Annotated in this window: 12 protein-coding genes; 8 read left to right on the forward strand and 4 right to left on the reverse strand. The window is 76.7% G+C overall.

Going from position 1 to position 15,507, the window contains the following annotated elements; genetic code table 11:
* The first annotated feature begins 33 nt into the window (after positions 1-33).
* Both ACQP60_RS03605 and add read left to right on the forward strand, forming a co-directional pair.
* On the forward strand, positions 34-867 hold the full coding sequence (locus ACQP60_RS03605; RefSeq protein ID WP_429728465.1) for a DUF4328 domain-containing protein: 834 nt from the start codon (positions 34-36) through the stop codon (positions 865-867).
* A 31-nt stretch (positions 868-898) separates the two neighbouring features.
* A complete protein-coding gene (gene add, locus ACQP60_RS03610) occupies positions 899-1,966 on the forward strand; it encodes an adenosine deaminase (protein ID WP_429728467.1) in 1,068 nt (355 codons plus the stop codon).
* Between the two features lie 22 nt (positions 1,967-1,988).
* On the opposite strand, the gene ACQP60_RS03615 is transcribed toward add, so the two are convergent.
* Positions 1,989-2,570 carry a TetR/AcrR family transcriptional regulator gene (locus ACQP60_RS03615; RefSeq protein WP_429728468.1) on the reverse strand — a complete coding sequence of 194 codons (582 nt, stop codon included), beginning with the start codon at positions 2,568-2,570 and terminating at the stop codon, positions 1,989-1,991.
* Between the two features lie 98 nt (positions 2,571-2,668).
* On the opposite strand from ACQP60_RS03615, the gene ACQP60_RS03620 reads away from it, so the two are divergent.
* Positions 2,669-3,082, forward strand: coding sequence for a hypothetical protein (locus ACQP60_RS03620; protein ID WP_429728470.1), 414 nt, complete (start codon positions 2,669-2,671; stop codon positions 3,080-3,082).
* Positions 3,083-3,235: 153 nt separating this feature from the next.
* Positions 3,236-5,965, forward strand: a complete 2,730-nt coding sequence (locus ACQP60_RS03625) for an FtsK/SpoIIIE family DNA translocase (protein WP_429728471.1) — start codon at positions 3,236-3,238, stop codon at positions 5,963-5,965.
* A 35-nt stretch (positions 5,966-6,000) separates the two neighbouring features.
* On the opposite strand, the gene ACQP60_RS03630 is transcribed toward ACQP60_RS03625, so the two are convergent.
* Entirely contained in the window at positions 6,001-7,311 is a 1,311-nt protein-coding gene (locus tag ACQP60_RS03630; protein WP_429728472.1) for a CapA family protein, read from the reverse strand.
* 104 nt (positions 7,312-7,415) lie between these two features.
* On the opposite strand from ACQP60_RS03630, the gene pgsA reads away from it, so the two are divergent.
* The 3 genes from pgsA to ACQP60_RS03645 all read left to right on the forward strand — a co-directional run bounded on the left by pgsA (position 7,416) and on the right by ACQP60_RS03645 (position 9,169).
* Positions 7,416-8,018, forward strand: a complete 603-nt coding sequence (pgsA, locus tag ACQP60_RS03635; protein ID WP_429728473.1) for a CDP-diacylglycerol--glycerol-3-phosphate 3-phosphatidyltransferase — start codon at positions 7,416-7,418, stop codon at positions 8,016-8,018.
* A complete protein-coding gene (locus ACQP60_RS03640) occupies positions 8,015-8,563 on the forward strand; it encodes a CinA family protein (protein WP_429728474.1) in 549 nt (182 codons plus the stop codon). The genes pgsA and ACQP60_RS03640 overlap by 4 nt, the downstream gene beginning before the upstream one ends.
* A 258-nt stretch (positions 8,564-8,821) precedes the next feature.
* Positions 8,822-9,169 carry a helix-turn-helix domain-containing protein gene (locus ACQP60_RS03645; RefSeq protein ID WP_429728475.1) on the forward strand — a complete coding sequence of 116 codons (348 nt, stop codon included), beginning with the start codon at positions 8,822-8,824 and terminating at the stop codon, positions 9,167-9,169.
* A gap of 91 nt (positions 9,170-9,260) precedes the next feature.
* On the opposite strand, the gene ACQP60_RS03650 is transcribed toward ACQP60_RS03645, so the two are convergent.
* On the reverse strand, positions 9,261-10,061 hold the full coding sequence (locus tag ACQP60_RS03650) for a DNA-formamidopyrimidine glycosylase family protein (protein WP_429728477.1): 801 nt from the start codon (positions 10,059-10,061) through the stop codon (positions 9,261-9,263).
* Positions 10,062-10,095: 34 nt separating this feature from the next.
* A complete protein-coding gene (locus ACQP60_RS03655; protein ID WP_429728805.1) occupies positions 10,096-15,090 on the reverse strand; it encodes an Lhr family helicase in 4,995 nt (1,664 codons plus the stop codon).
* Positions 15,091-15,242: 152 nt separating this feature from the next.
* Between ACQP60_RS03655 and ACQP60_RS03660 the strand changes: the two genes are divergently transcribed.
* Positions 15,243-15,476, forward strand: a complete 234-nt coding sequence (locus ACQP60_RS03660; protein WP_429728478.1) for a DUF3046 domain-containing protein — start codon at positions 15,243-15,245, stop codon at positions 15,474-15,476.
* The last annotated feature ends 31 nt before the right edge of the window (positions 15,477-15,507 follow it).

Consider the following 15,507-nt stretch of genomic DNA (forward strand, 5'->3'; position numbering starts at 1 on the left):
GGCGCGGCCCCGCCGCCGTCCCCGGAGGACTCGATGACGACCCCCGACCCGTTCGCCCCGCCGTCCGGCACCACCCCGCCCGCCCCGCCGTCCGGCACCACCCCGCCCGCCCCGCCGTCCGGCACCACCCCGCCCGCACCGCCCGTCCGACCGCAGGCGCCGCAGCCGCGGTACGGCGCGTACGCGCCGCCGGGATACGTGCCGCCGGGATACGTCCCGGCCGGCACGCCCGCGGTCCCGGCGGGCTGGGCCCCGCCGCTGGCCACGCCGACGGGGCTCGCGACGGCGACGGCCGCCCTCGCCGTGGCCTGGTGCGCGGTCCAGGTGGTCCTCCTCGTCGCCTCGTTCCGGGCGGTCGCGCCCTACGAGGCAGCGCTCGCGGCGGGCGGGTCCCTCCTGGACGTCTCGACCTCGTACGACGCGCTCGGCAACCTCCTCCTGCCGCTCCAGGTCGCGGCGTTCGTCGTCGCCTGCCTCTGGCTCCAGCAGTGCCGCCGTGCCGCCGTGGTGCTGTCCCCGACGGTCCGGCAGGTGCGTGGACCGGTGTGGGTCTGGCTGGGCTGGGCGGTCCCCGTCGTCTCCCTCTGGTTCCCGTTCCAGGTGGTGCGCGACGTGCGCGCCGCCGTGGTGGGAGTCGGCCGGACGCCGGGCCGGCTCGGCTGGTGGTGGGCGTGCTGGCTGGTGGGCCTGTGGGCGTCGAACCAGGCGGCCTTCTCATCCCTGGGCCTCGCCTCGCGCGACCCGGAGACGATCCCCGTGTTCGAGGGCCTCGCGACCGTGGCCGTGGTGGCGGGCGGCATGCTCTGGGTCGGCCTGGTGCGCGAGATCACAGGGGGCTTGCGGGCCAGGCTCGCCCCGGTCGCCTGACGGGCGCGCACGGACCCGTACGCTGCCTGGCATGACCCCGACCCCCTCGACCCCGGCGCCGTCCCACCCGCTCGCGGCGACCCCGCAGCGCCCGCCCCGCGCCGAGCTCCACCTGCACCTGGAGGGCACCCTCGAGCCGGACCTCGCGTTCGCGCTCGCGGAGCGGAACGGGGTGGACCTGCCGTTCGCGGACCCGGCCGCGCTGCGCGCGGCGTACGACTTCACGGACCTGCAGTCCTTCCTGGACCTGTACCACGCGACGTCGCAGGTGCTGCGCACGGCGGAGGACTTCGCGGACCTCACGGTCGCGTACCTGCGCCGTGCGGCGGCGGGCGGGGTGCGGCACGCCGAGCTCATGGTCGACCTGCAGACGCACGTCGCGCGGGGCGTGCCGCTCGCGGAGGTCGTGGCGGGCGTGACGCAGGGGCTGGCGGACGGCGAGGCCGAGCTCGGCGTCTCCGGCCTCCTCATCGCGGCCTTCCTGCGGCACCGGCCCGGTTCGGAGGCGGAGGCGCTGCTCGACGACCTCCTGGCCCTCGACGCCCCCGTCGCCGGCGTGGGGCTCGCGTCCACCGAGGTGGGGTTCTCGGCCGCCCCGTTCGCGCCCGCGTTCGCCAAGGCCGCCGCGCACGGGCTGCGGCGCACGGCGCACGCCGCCGAGGAGGGCCCCGCCTGGCACGTCACCGAGGTGCTGGACGTGCTCGGCGCGGAGCGGGTGGATCACGGCATCCGCGCGCTCGAGGACCGGGACGTCGTGGCGAGGCTGGTGCGCGACCAGATCCCGCTCACCGTCTGCCCCGTCTCCAACGTGCGGCTGCGGGCCGTGCCGTCGCTCGCGGAGCACCCGCTGCCGGCGATGCTCGAGGCGCGTCTGAACGTCTCCCTGAACTCCGACGACCCGTCGTACTTCGGCGGCTACGTCGACGAGGTCGACGACGCCGTGACGGCGCAGTTCCACCTGACCCGTGACCAGCGCGCCGACCTCGCGGCGGCGTCGTTCCGCGGGTCGTTCCTTCCGGCCGAGGCGGTGGCGCGCCACGTGGCCGACGTCGAGGAGTGGCGCAGGTCGAGCAGCACGTCCCAGCAGCCCAGGGGCTGAGCGCCGCGTCCGGGCGGGGCCGTCAGCGCGCCAGCAGGGCGGGGCCGACGGCGCCCGCCGCGGCGTCGTAGCGCGCCGCGCGGGCGGCCTCGTCCCCGGGCAGCAGGCCCGCGAGCTCGAGGGACACCAGTCCGTGCACGAGCCCCCACAGCCCGACGGCGACGGGCTCGGCGTCGTCGGGCCCGACGCCGAGCACGCGCGCGGCGGCGTCGCGCAGCACGCGGAAGGTGGGCTGCTCGACGGCGGGCGGGGCGTCCGCGCCGGGCCGCACCGCACGGTCGAACATCGTCCGGTAGAAGTGCGGGTCCGCCAGCGCGCTGCGGCGGTAGGCCACCCCGAGCGCACGCAGGTCGGCGGCCGCGTCGTCCGTGCGCGGCACGGCGGCGAGGTGGACCGCGAACCGGCGGAACCCCTCGGCGCTGACGGCGGCGAGCAGGTCCTCGCGCGAGCCGAAGAGGGCGTAGACCGCCGACGCGCTGGTCCCGGCGGCGGCCGCGACCGACCGCACCGTGACGGCGGGCTCGCCGCCGGTGGACAGGGCCTCGGAGGTGACCTCGAGCAGGCGGGTGCGCAGCGCGTCGTCGTGGAGGCGGGGGCGGGCCATGCGGCGAGCCTAGACCTCTTGACGACTGTTTGCGAACGGTGTTCTATAACAGTGTTCGTAAACAGTCGTCCGGCCACTCTCACCCAGCGGAGGTCCCCGTGCTCGAGCTCACCGACGCCGCCCGCATCACCGCGGGCATCGTGCTCCTGACCGTCGTCGGCATCGAGTCCGGCGGGTGGTTCCTCGTCAAGGTCGTCACCGGGAAGGTGCCCGCGACGCCGTTCCAGACGTCCTTCTTCCGGGCAGGCCACGCGCACGCCGGGGTGCTCGTCCTCCTCGGGCTGCTGTGCGTGGTGCTCGCCGAGGCGACCGACCTCTCCGGCGGCTGGCGCTGGCTCGCCGCGACCGGCGTGCTCGTGGCCGCGATCCTCCTGCCGGCCGGGTTCTTCCTCTCGGCCGTGGGAGCCGGACGCGCGTCCCCGAACCGGGCGGTGCTGCTGCTGCCCGCCGGGGCCGCCGTCCTCGCCGCAGGAGTGGTGACGCTGGCCGTGGGGCTTCTCACAGCGGGCTGACGGTCCCGCGGGGGAGCGGCAACACGCGCCCGGGACCTGCGGCGTCGTGACCGCGGGCGCGGGTACCGTGGGGGCATCATGGCGACCCGGACACCCGCCCGCAGAATTACCGGGACTCCGCGGGGGACGGCACGAACGGGGCGGACCGCATCCGTGGCCGCCCCGACCCGGCGCGCGCCCGCCCGGTCCTCGTCCGGCAGGTCGTCGTCCACCCGCTCGTCGGGCAAGGGCTCCGGCCGCGGCTCGGGCACGCGCAAGGCGCCGGCCCGGCGGCCGGCGCGGTCGGGGCCGGCGCGCCAGTCGTGGCCCGTCAGGGCCGTGCGCGGCCTGTACCTGGGCGTCGCGCACGGGCTCGGCGGCCTGACCCGCAGCATCACCAAGGGAGCAAGAGACCTGGAACCCGAGCACCGCCGAGACGGCGTCGCCTTCTTCCTCATCGCCCTCGCGCTGGTCGTGGCGGCGCGCGAGTGGTGGGGCATCTCCGGCACCTTCGGCACCGTCGTGCACGCCGTCGTCGCCGGCACCGTGGGGCTCGCCGGCGTGGCCGTCCCCGTGCTGCTCCTGTGGCTGGGGTTCCGCGTCATGCGGCACCCGGAGCGGGGGCAGGCCAACTCCCGCGTCGCCATCGGCCTGATCTTCATCGTCGTGTCGGTGTGCGCGCTGGTGGCCATCGCGGAGGGCACGCCCGCGCCGGCCGACGGGTTCGCCGCGCTGCAGGACGCCGGCGGCATCATCGGCTACCTGGCCGCGACGCCGGTCGTGACCGGGCTGACCGAGTGGGTCGCGGTCCCGCTGTTCCTGCTGCTGGGCTTCTTCGGTCTCCTCGTGGTCACCGCCACGCCGGTGCACCGCATCCCCGAGCGGCTGCGCGGCCTGTACGACCGCCTCACCGGCAACCACCGGGAGGACCCGGTCGACGACGACGGGCTCGCGCTCGCGGAGGGGGTCTCCCGTCACGACGGCACCGACCCGGCGCCGCGCAAGAAGCGGACGCGCAAGACGAAGGCGCAGCGGGCCGCGGAGGCGGCCGCCGCCGACGGCCTCGACGAGTACGCCGGCGACGAGGCGTTCGAGAAGGCGGCGCTGCTCGAGAAGGAGGCCGCGGCCGGTCGTGCCGCCGCCGCGAAGGCCGGCAAGGCCGCAGCAACGCAGCGGGTCGGCGCCGCCGCGACCGCCCCCGTGGAGGCCGTGCCCGCGGAGGAGCCCGCGGCCCCGCCGGCGGGAGAGCTACCCCCGATGGGCCGGGCCGAGCAGCCCATGCTCGACGGCGACACGGTGTACCTGCTGCCCAGCGAGGACTCCCTCGGCAAGGGCGCGCCGCACAAGACCCGGTCGGCGGCGAACGACCGTGTCGTGGAGTCGCTCACGAAGGTGTTCGAGGACTTCGGGGTCGACGCGCAGGTCACCGGCTTCACCCGCGGCCCGACGGTCACCCGGTACGAGGTCGAGGTCGGGGCCAAGACCAAGGTCGAGCGCATCACGTCGCTCTCCAACAACATCGCGTACGCCGTGGCGAGCGCGGACGTGCGCATCCTGTCGCCGATCCCCGGCAAGTCCGCGATCGGCATCGAGATCCCGAACTCCGACCGCGAGACCGTGGTCCTCGGCGACGTGCTGCGTTCGTCGGCGGCCCGCCGCACCGAGCACCCCATGGTCATGGGCGTGGGCAAGGACGTCGAGGGCGGCTACGTCGTCGCGAACCTCGCGAAGATGCCGCACATCCTCGTCGCGGGCGCCACCGGCGCCGGCAAGTCGAGCTTCATCAACTCGATGATCACGTCCATCCTCATGCGGGCCACGCCCGAGCAGGTGCGCCTGATCCTCGTGGACCCGAAGCGCGTCGAGCTCACGATCTACGAGGGCATCCCGCACCTCATCACGCCGATCATCACCAGCCCCAAGAAGGCCGCCGAGGCCCTGGACTGGGTGGTGCGCGAGATGGACGCGCGCTACGACGACCTGGCGACCTTCGGCTACAAGCACGTCGACGACTTCAACACCGCGGTCCGGGCGGGCAAGGTGAAGCCGCTGCCGGGCTCCGAGCGCAAGATCGCGCCCTACCCGTACCTGCTGGTCGTGGTGGACGAGCTCGCGGACCTCATGATGGTCGCCCCGCGCGACGTCGAGGCCTCGATCCAGCGCATCACGCAGCTCGCGCGCGCCGCGGGCATCCACCTCGTGCTCGCCACGCAGCGGCCGTCGGTGGACGTCGTCACCGGCCTCATCAAGGCGAACGTCCCGTCCCGCCTCGCGTTCGCGACGTCGTCGCTCGCCGACTCCCGCGTCGTGCTCGACCAGCCCGGCGCCGAGAAGCTCATCGGCCAGGGTGACGCGCTCTTCCTGCCGATGGGCGCGGCCAAGCCCATGCGCGTGCAGGGCGCGTGGGTCACCGAGTCCGAGGTGCACAGCGTCGTCGAGCACGTCAAGGAACAGCTCAAGCCCGTCTACCGCGAGGACGTCACCGCGCCGGCGGCGGCCAAGAAGCAGGTGGACGAGGACATCGGCGACGACCTCGACCTGCTGCTGCAGGCCGCGGAGCTGGTCGTCACGACCCAGTTCGGCTCGACGTCCATGCTGCAGCGCAAGCTGCGCGTCGGCTTCGCCAAGGCAGGCCGCCTCATGGACCTGCTCGAGTCCCGCGAGATCGTCGGCCCGTCCGAGGGCTCGAAGGCGCGCGAGGTGCTGGTGACGCCGGACGACCTGCCGTCCGCGCTCGCGCTGATCCGTGGCGAGACGCCGCAGGCCTACGACCAGGACGCCGACGACGGCTCGGCGGCGGGCGCGGCGGATCCGTACGCCGACGGCACCGACGGGCACGCCCCGCCCGTGGCGAAGGACTACCACGACGACGCCGACACCGACCCGGAGAACGGCTGGCGCTGACGTCCGGACGCCGTCCTCCCGGGCGATCCGCACCGTCAGTCGTCGCGGGGGAGCACCTCCGGCGGCGGGCCCGTGGCGACGGACGGGTCCTGCCGTTCCGGCGCGGCGTCGCCGACCGCGTCCCGGACGCGGTCCCCGCGAGCCTCGAGCTCCGCGGCGGACAGGGTGGTCGCGGCGGGGTCGGCGAGGGCGTCGGGGAGCGCGAGGACGTGGTGACCGCCGCCGATGTCGACGGTGGTGCCGGTCCAGGTCACGTCCGTCACGCGCGTGGGCTCGTCGGGGGCGCGCTGCACGACGGTGGCGGAGAGCAGGACGCCGTTGCTGGTGCGAGCGTCGCAGCAGTCGGCGCTCTGGTTCGACAGCAGGTTGCCGAGGCCGTAGGCGACCCACATGCCCTCGCCGTCGGGGCCCTCGCCGACGCGGTCGATCCGCTGGGGCACGTGCGCGTGGTGCCCGATCACCAGGTCGACCTCGCCGGACCGGGCGAGCCGCCGCACGACGTCCTCCTGCTGGTCGGTGAGCACCTCGGTGTACTCGACCCCGGCGTGCAGGCTCACGACGACGAGGTCGGCGCCGTCCTCCCGCGCGTCGCGGGCCTGCCGCACGAGGCGGTCCGCGTCGATGAGGTCCACCGCCCACGGCGCGTCCGCGGGCAGCGGGAGCCCGTTGAGGCCGTACGCGGCGGCCAGGTGCGCGACCGTGATCTCCCGGCCCTCGCGGGTCAGCACGTACCGCTGCGGCTCGTCCTGCTGGGCCGCGCTGCGGGCCGTGCCCGCGAAGCCCATCCCGGCGGCGGACAGGCGCCGGATCGTGGCGGCGACGCCGTCGTACCCGCGGTCGACCGAGTGGTTCGACGCCGTCGAGCAGCCGTCCCAGCCCTGCTCGTCGAGGTCGCGCACGAGCCCCGGGGGCGCGCCGAAGAGCGGGTAGCCGCTGGGGTCCGTGCCCTTCGGTGCCACCGGCACCTCCAGGTGGCACAGGGCCAGGTCGGCGCCCTGCACCCAGGGGTCCAGCCCGGCCAGCAGGGGCGTGAAGTCGGCGTCCCGCGGGCCGCCGGCCGAACGGACGACCGGGTCGTGCGTGAGGAGGTCGCCCGCGGCGAGCAGCGTGAATGCCGCGGGGCTCGGTGCCGGGCTGGGCGTCGGGCTGGGTGTCGCGCCCGGCGAGGAGGCGGGCGAGCCGTCGAGGTCGCCCGTCGCCGACGGCGGTGCGGCACCGGCGCCCACGTCGGGCGGCGAGCCGCTCCAGGCGAGCGCGACGGCGGCGCCCGCGGCCGCGGCGGCCAGGGCGGCGACGGCGTAGGGCCATCGGGCGGGTCGTCCGTCGTCGGACGCGTGCCGTGCCACGCGAGGAGGGTACTGCCGCGGATGCCGTCCCCGCGCCGGCGCTCGCGGGGGCAGCGGGTGAATCGCGGGGACGCGGGGGGCCACGACGCCGCTAGGGTGGTCGGGTGGTCAACGAAGCGCCCTCGCCCTGGAACGTCGCCAACGCGGTGACCCTCGTGCGCATCGCGCTCGTCCCCGTGTTCGCGTGGACGTTGCTCATGGAGGGCGGCGACTCGGTCACCTGGCGCCTCGTGGCGACGGGCGTGTTCGTCGTCGCCGCCGTGAGCGACCGGGTCGACGGCTACCTGGCCCGCTCGCGCAACCTCGTGACCGACCTCGGCAAGATCCTCGACCCCATCGCGGACAAGGCGCTCGTGGGAGCCGCCCTGATCCTGCTCTGCTGGCCGCTGGGCGAGCTGCCCTGGTGGGTGCCGACGATCATCCTCGCGCGCGAGCTGGCCGTCACCGTGCTGCGGATGGTGGTGCTGCGGTACGCCGTGATGCCCGCCTCGCGGGGCGGCAAGCTGAAGACGGTGCTGCAGGCGGTCGCGATCACGCTCTTCCTGCTGCCCCTGGCGGCGCTCCCCGGCGTCGTGCACGTCGTGGCGTGGATCGTGCTGTGGGCCGCGATCGCGGTGACCGTCGTGACGGGCGTCGACTACTTCGCGCAGGGGGCGCGCCTCCTCGCCGCGGGGCGGCGCGAGGCCGGGCCCCGGCCCGCCGCGTGACCCCGGACACGGCCGTCCCGGTGGCCGGGACGCCGGGGGCGCTCGCGCGGGCGGTGCTCGACGGTGCGCGGGGCCGAGGCTGGTCGCTGGCCGCGGCGGAGTCCCTCACCGGCGGGCTCGTGGTGGCCACGCTCGTCGACGTGCCCGGGGCGTCCGCGGTCGTCCGGGGCGGGGTCGTCGCGTACGCGACGGACCTCAAGGCGGCGACGCTCGGCGTGGACCCGGACCTCCTGGCGCGCAGAGGGCCCGTGGACCCCGACGTCGCCGCCCAGATGGCGGCCGGCGTGCGTCGCGCGCTGGGCGCTGACGTCGGCCTCGCGACGACCGGCGTCGCCGGGCCCGACCCGCAGGACGGGCACCCCCCGGGCGAGGCGTACATCGCCGTGAGCACCCCCGCGGGCGACCGGGGCCGCCGCCTCGACCTCGCCGGCACCCGCGCCGAGGTGCGGGCGGGGGTGGTGCGGGCCGTGCTGGCCCTCGCGCTCGAGGCCTGGGGCGACCCACCGCCCGCGGGCGACCCCGCTGCGCCGCCCACAAGCCTGTGAAGGGTGCGTGACGAGCCTGTCGCGGGTCGTGAGCGCGGGAACAAGCCTCCGGGCGCCCGCGTTGCGGAAGATGTGATGACCGACAGGGCACGAAGCCGTCTCGATGCACGCCACACCAGGCCGGGCATGCCGCGCGCGCGGTACGGTAGTGCCACCCCTGGAGCCAGGGGAACGACAGGACGGACGAGGAACCCGGTCACGACCGGTCCGGTGCCGGGACGATCGGACAGGGAATCGGGCACGGAGAGGGGGCGCGAGATGGTCGTACTGCGACGTGAGATCGGCGACGTGCTGCGCGACGCGCGGCAGCGCCAGGGGCGCACCCTGCGTGAGGTGTCGTCCGCGGCGAGGGTCTCGCTCGGTTATCTGAGCGAGGTCGAGCGCGGGCAGAAGGAGGCGTCGTCGGAGCTGCTGGCGTCGATCTGCGAGGCGCTCGACGTACCGATGTCCCTCGTGCTGCGCGAGGTCAGCGACCGGATCGCGGTCGCCGAGGGCCTGCACATCCCCGACACGATCCCGGCGGACGTCTACGCCGGTCTGCTCAGCCGTGCCGGCGAGACGCGCGACGCCGAGTCGATGCGAGGAGACCTCGCACCGGTCGGCTGAGCCGAACCCACAGCACGTCAGATCCACAGGTCCGGCCCCGCGGGAACGCCCGCGGGGCCGGACCTGTGTCTGTCCGGGGGCGCGGGCAGGTTCAGGCGGCCTGGCAGGTCGGGCACCAGTAGATCGCGCGCTCGCCGGCGTCGGGCCGCCGGCCCGGACCGCTGGTGCTGCCCAGGGCGACGGGCGTGCCGCAGCGGCGGCACGGCTTGCGGTGCCTGCCGTGCACGGCGAGCTCGACGGCGCCGAGCCCGCCGCGTCGGCCCACCTCGACGCTGCGCCCCATCAGCCGGCGGGCCGCCACGAGCAGGGCCCGGCGCTCGTCGTCGTCCAGGAGGCCGACGGGGGTCCAGGGCCACCGTCGCGTGGCGAACAGCGACTCCGCCGTCCAGATGGTGCCGAGACCGGCGACGGTGCGCTGGTCGAGCAGGGCGGCGCACAGCGGACGTGCGGGGTCGGCGTCGAGGCGCCGGGCGCCCTCGTCGAGCCGGTCGGGGAAGTCGTCGCCGAGGACGTCCGGCCCGAGGTGACCCAGCAGGCGCGGCTCGTCGCGGGTACGGAGCACGTCGAGCATGCCGAGCTGCAGGCCCAGGCAGGTCCACGACGCGGTGGCCAGCAGGGCACGGACGGCGGGGGAGCGGCTCGCCGCCTCGCGGGTGCCCGTGCGGTGCACACGCCAGGAGCCGTCCATCCGCAGGTGGGTGTGCAGGGTGCGGCCGTCGTCGAACCGGGTGAGCAGGTGCTTGCCGTAGGCCACCGACGCGGTGACCGTCGCGCCGACGAGGTCCACGCCCGCCGCCGACGGCCAGCGCAGCTCCGCGCGCACCAGGGGCGAGCCGCGCAGCGCGACGCCGAGCCGTTCGGCGGTGAGCCGCAGCACGTCTCCCTCGGGCACGTCGCCTCCTGGTCCTGGTCCTGGCCCGGTCCGGTCAGGCCGGGCGCAGGCCGCGGGGCGTCACGCCGAAGCCGGCGTCGAGCAGCGCGGCCGCGGCAGGCGTCCGGTCGCGGGCGGCGGTGAGCGCGGGGACGCCGTCGACGCGCTGCACGGTGACGCGACCCAGCCGGTCGGCGCGCGTCTCGGACACGAGCAGCCGGGCCGCGGCGGCGAGGCGGGGGCCGTCGCCCGCGTCGCCGCGGCCGAAGGACAGTACCGTGCGCCCGCCGCGCTCCACGAACAGCACCAGCTCGCCGTCGACCAGCACGACGACCGCGCCGGCCTTGCGCCCCGGGCGGTGCGAGCCTCCGCCGTCGTCCGCGCCCGGGTCCCGGGCCCCGGACACCGCCGTGCGCGGCCAGGCGACGGCCGCCCCGTACGGGTTGGCCGGGTCGGTCGCGGCGAGGAGGACGGCGCCCGGCTCGGACCTCCCCGCCCGCGCACCGTCGTCGCCCTCGACGAGCGCGTCCCGGGCACGGGCGCGGTCGGCGGCGTCGGTGCGCAGCTGGTCGACCGCGCCGGGCAGCGCGAACTGCGATCCGCCGAGGCCCTCGACGAAGTAGCCGCGGCGCACGGCGCCGCGCTCCTCGAGCACCCGGAGCACCCGGTACACGGCGCGGAAGCGGGAGGTCACGCCCTCCGCGGGCGCCGCGGCCCGCGTCAGGACGCCGTGCCGCTCGAGCAGCACCTGGGTGAGGGCGTGCGCGCGCACCGTCGGGTCCTGCTCCACGGCGGGCAGCGCGGACCAGCGGCCGCCCCCCGCGCGTGGGACGACGGTCGCGGACGTCGGACGGGCCCGCCCGAAGCGGGAGGGCCGCACCGGGCTGGCCCGGCCGGGGGCCGCGGGGGCCCGGTGGGCGCCACCGCCGCGCCGGGACGACCCTCCGAGCGACTCGCGCAGCGGACCCAGGCGGTCGTTCGTCACCCACCCGGCCCACACCAGGTCCCACAGGGCGTCGAGGGTGGCCGTCTGGCTCGCGTCCGCGAGCTCGGCGAGGCGGGGCAGGAAGTAGCCACCCGAGCCGGTGAGCAGGTCGAGCACCGCCCGGTGGAGGTCCGTGTCGAGGGGGCCACCCTCGTCCACCGGGTCCGGGTCGCGCAGGGTGAGCGGGGCGCCGTCGGCCAGATGCAGGCTCACCATTCCGTCACCGCCGCCCGATCCCGGCAGCCGGCCGTGCCCGCACCACAGCACCTCGCCGGCCGTGGTGAGCTCGTCGAGCACGGCGGGGGAGTAGTCGGAGACGCGGGCGGGCAGCACGAGCGTCTCGAGCGCCGACGCCGGCACCGCCGCACCGGAGAGCTGCTCGACGACCCGCAGCACCCCGTCGGCGCCGCGCAGCGCCCCGCCGCCGGACCCGGCGCCGCCGACCCGCACCCCGATCCCGTGCCAGCGTGGCAGGAAGACGCCGAGCGACTCGGGCTCCACCGGTTCGACCTCGGCGCGCAGCGCGGCGAGCGACCTGCGCCGCAGCGTGCGCAGCACCTCCGGGTCGCACCACTCGTCACCCGTGCCGCCCAGCGACGACGGCCGCAGCGCTCCGCGCGCCACGGCCCCGGCCGCCTCCAGCCGGGAGAGCACCTGGGTCACGACCGCGATGCCGAGCCCGAACCGCCGCGCGACGTCCACGGCGGGGAACGGCCCGTGCGTCCTGGCGTGCCGCCGGACGAGGTCGCCGAGCGGGTCGGGCACCGGCTCGGTGAAGGTCTCGGGCACGCCGACGGGCAGCGCCACGCCGAGTGCGTCGCGCAGCCGGCCGGCGTCTTCCACCACGGCCCACTGCTCGGTGTCCTCGCCGTCGCGCCGGCCCAGGCGCACGCGGATGACGCGGCGGGAGCCCTCCAGGTCGGCCAGCCACTCCTCGACCCGCTCGCGGGACTCCTCGCGGGTGCGTTCCCGCAGGGCGGCGACCGGGTGCGGCCCGGTGCGGCGCAGGACGTCCCACAGGCCCTCGGCGTCGCGCGCCTGCCGGTCCGTCGCCAGCGACTGCAGCTGGGCCTCGGTGCGCTCCACGGCGCCCGGGTCGAGGAGGTCGGCGAGCGGGGTGGCGCCCTGCTCGCCGAGCAGCTCCGTCAGCAGGTCCGGGTCGAGCGACAGCGCGGCCGCGCGACGCTCCGCGAGCGGCGCGTCGCCGTCGTACAGGAACTGGGCGGTGTACCCGAACAACAGCGCCTGCGCGAAGGGCGACGGCGTCGACGTCGTCACCTCGACGAGGCGCACCCGGCCGCCCTGGAGGTCGCGCATGAGGTCCGTGAGCGCCGCGACGTCGAAGTCGTCGCGCAGGCACTCGCGCGCGGCCTCGAGCATGATCGGGAAGTCCGGGAACTGCGACGCCACCTGCAACAGCTGCGACGCCCGCTGCCGCTGCTGCCACAGCGGCTGCCGCCGGTCCGGGCGGCGGCGCGGCAGCAGGAGCGCCCGCGCCGCCGCCTCGCGGAAGCGGGCGGCGAACATCACCGAGCCGCCGAGCTCCTCGCGCACGGCGTCCAGCACCTCGTCGGGCTCCACGAGCAGGTCCTCGGCCGTGACCGCCGGGGCGTCGCCGCGGCCCGCCCCGCCCGGCCTGTCGTCGTGCCCCCCGCCGTCGGCCCCGCCCCACCCCGGTCCGCCGAGGTCCCAGCCGGAGTCGCCGGCGTCGGGGAGCCGCAGCACGATCCCGTCGTCGGCGTGCATGGCCGCGACGTCCGTGCCGTACCGCGCCCGCAGCCGCGCGGCGACGACCAGCGCCCACGGCGCGTGCACCGGCGCCCCGAACGGGGAGTGGATCACGACGCGCCAGTCGCCCAGCTCGTCGCGGAACCGCTCCACCACCACGGTGCGGTCGTCGGGCAGCCGCCCCGTCGCGCGGCGCTGCTCGCCCAGGTACGCGGCGAGGTTGTCCGCGGCCCACGTGTCGAGCCCGGCGTCGCGCAGCACCTCCCGGCCGCGTCCGGTGCCGCGCTCCTCGTCGGCGGCCAGCAGCGCGTCGGTCTCGCGGACGAACGCGCCGACCGCGCGCCCCAGCTCGGCAGGGCGGCCGGGGGAGTCGCCCTTCCAGAACGGCAGACGTCCGGGCAGGCCCGGCGCGGGGGTGACCAGGACGCGGTCGGGGGTGATCTCCTCGATCCGCCACGTCGACGAGCCGAGCGTGAACGTGTCGCCGACGCGCGACTCGTAGACCATCTCCTCGTCCAGCTCACCCACGCGCTTCCCGCCGCGGGGGCGGTCGACCGCGCCGCCGCCGTCCGCCGGCGCCCCCGACGTCGGGGCCTCGGTGGCGAGGTAGACGCCGTACAGCCCGCGGTCCGGGATGGTGCCGCCGCTCGTCGCCGCCAGCCGGAGGGCCCCCGGCCGGCCGGAGAGGCGGCCGGTGGCGCGGTCCCAGACGATCCGCGCGCGCAGCTCGGCGAACTCCTCGCTCGGGTAGCGTCCCGCGAGCATGTCGAGCACGGCCCGCCACGTCGCGTCGCCCAGCGAGCGGAACGGGTGCGCCCGCCGGAAGGCGGCGAGCAGGTCGTCGGCCTGCCAGTCGTCCGTCGCGAGCGCCGCCACCACCTGCTGGGCGAGCACGTCCAGCGGGTTGGCGGGGACGTGCAGGTGCTCGATCTCGCCGGCGCGCATCCGCTGCGCCACCACGGTCGCGGGCACCAGGTCGCCGCGGAAGGTCGGGAAGACGACGCCGTGCGACACCGCGCCCACCTGGTGCCCGGCGCGCCCGATGCGCTGCAGCCCGCTCGCGACCGACGGCGGCGCGCCCACCTGCACCACCAGGTCCACCGCGCCCATGTCGATGCCGAGCTCGAGGGACGACGTCGCGACCACGGCGGGCAGCCGGCCCGCCTTGAGGTCGGACTCGGTGCGGGTGCGCTCGACGCGGCTCATCGAGCCGTGGTGCGCGCGGGCGAGCACCGAGGCGCCGTCGCCGTCGGGGAGCCCGACCGACGCGCCCGACTGCCCCTGCGTCTGCGCCGGCCACTGCGTGCCCGCGTCCGGGAGGTCGACGCCGGAGCGCTCGGCCCAGATCTCGTTCATCCGGGCGGTGAGCCGCTCCGCGCCCCGGCGGGAGTTGGTGAAGACCAGCGTCGAGCGGTGGTCGGCGACCAGGTCCACGACCCGCTCCTCGACGTGCGGCCACACGGACGCGCGGCGCAGCGGCGAGGCGGCGTCGCCGGTGAGGTCCAGCTCCTCGTCGCCGAGCCCGCCACCCCGGGCCTCCGGCGCGGTCGGCTGCGGGGCGGTCGGGTCGGGGACGCCGCCCGCGTCGAGGTCCGCGAGGTCGGGCACCGGCACGACGACGTCGATGTCCCACTTCTTGGTGGACTCGGGCTGCACGACGACGACCTCGCGGCCCCCGTCAGAGGGCGCGCGGTGCCCGGCGAGGAACCCGGCGACGGTCTCCACGGGGCGCACCGTGGCCGACAGGCCGATCCGCTGCGCCGGGCGGTCGAGCAGCTCGTCGAGGCGTTCGAGGCTCAGGGCCAGGTGGGCGCCGCGCTTGGTACCCGCCACCGCGTGGATCTCGTCCAGCACCACGGTCTCGACGCCCGCCAGGCCCGCCCGGGCCTGCGACGTGAGGACCAGGAACAGCGACTCGGGGGTGGTGACCAGGACGTCCGGCGGACGGGTGGCGAACGCGCGGCGCTCGGACGCGGGGGTGTCGCCCGTGCGCGCGCCGACGGTCACCTCCTCGACGGTGAGCCCCTCGCGCGCGGCGGCCTGCCGGATGCCGGCCAGCGGGGATCGCAGGTTGCGCTGCACGTCCGCGGCGAGCGCCTTGAGCGGGGAGACGTACAGCACCCGGCAGCGGCGGGCCCGCTCCGGCGGCGGCGTGGTCGTGAGGCGGTCGATCGCCCAGAGGAACGCCGCGAGCGTCTTGCCGGACCCGGTCGGGGCGACGACGAGCGCGTGCCGGTCGGAGCTGATGGCGTCCCACGCCCCGGCCTGCGCCGCCGTCGGTGCCGCGAACGCGCCCGAGAACCACGCGCGCGTCGCGGGGCCGAAGCGCGCGAGCACGTCGTCGTGCGCGCCGCCATGGACGACGGCGGGGTCGGCGGGAACGCCGGACGGGGGGACGACCACCTCGTCATCCTGGCAGGGAGCACCGACAGCCCGCAGGGTGGGGGCGGGCGTCCCGACCGTTCGCCTGGCCGTGCGAGGCTGGGGGCGTGCGCTATCGCGAGTTCGCCGAGCTGGTCGACGAGGTCTTCGGACCCGCCTACGGACGCGCCCTCGTGCGCGAGCAGGTGCTGCCGCGCCTCGACGGCCGGACCCCGGCCGAGGCGCTCGAGGCAGGGCTGGAGCCGCGCGACGTCTGGCACGCGCTGTGCGACGCGCTCGACGTCCCCGACGCGGAGCGCTGGGGCCGCGACGACCGCCGCCAGGCGCCGCCGGCCCGCTGACCGTCCGCCCGCCGCCCCGCCCGTCGGGCCC

It is taken from the genome of Isoptericola variabilis (assembly GCF_050311655.1).
In the GTDB taxonomy this organism is placed as follows: domain Bacteria; phylum Actinomycetota; class Actinomycetes; order Actinomycetales; family Cellulomonadaceae; genus Isoptericola; species Isoptericola variabilis.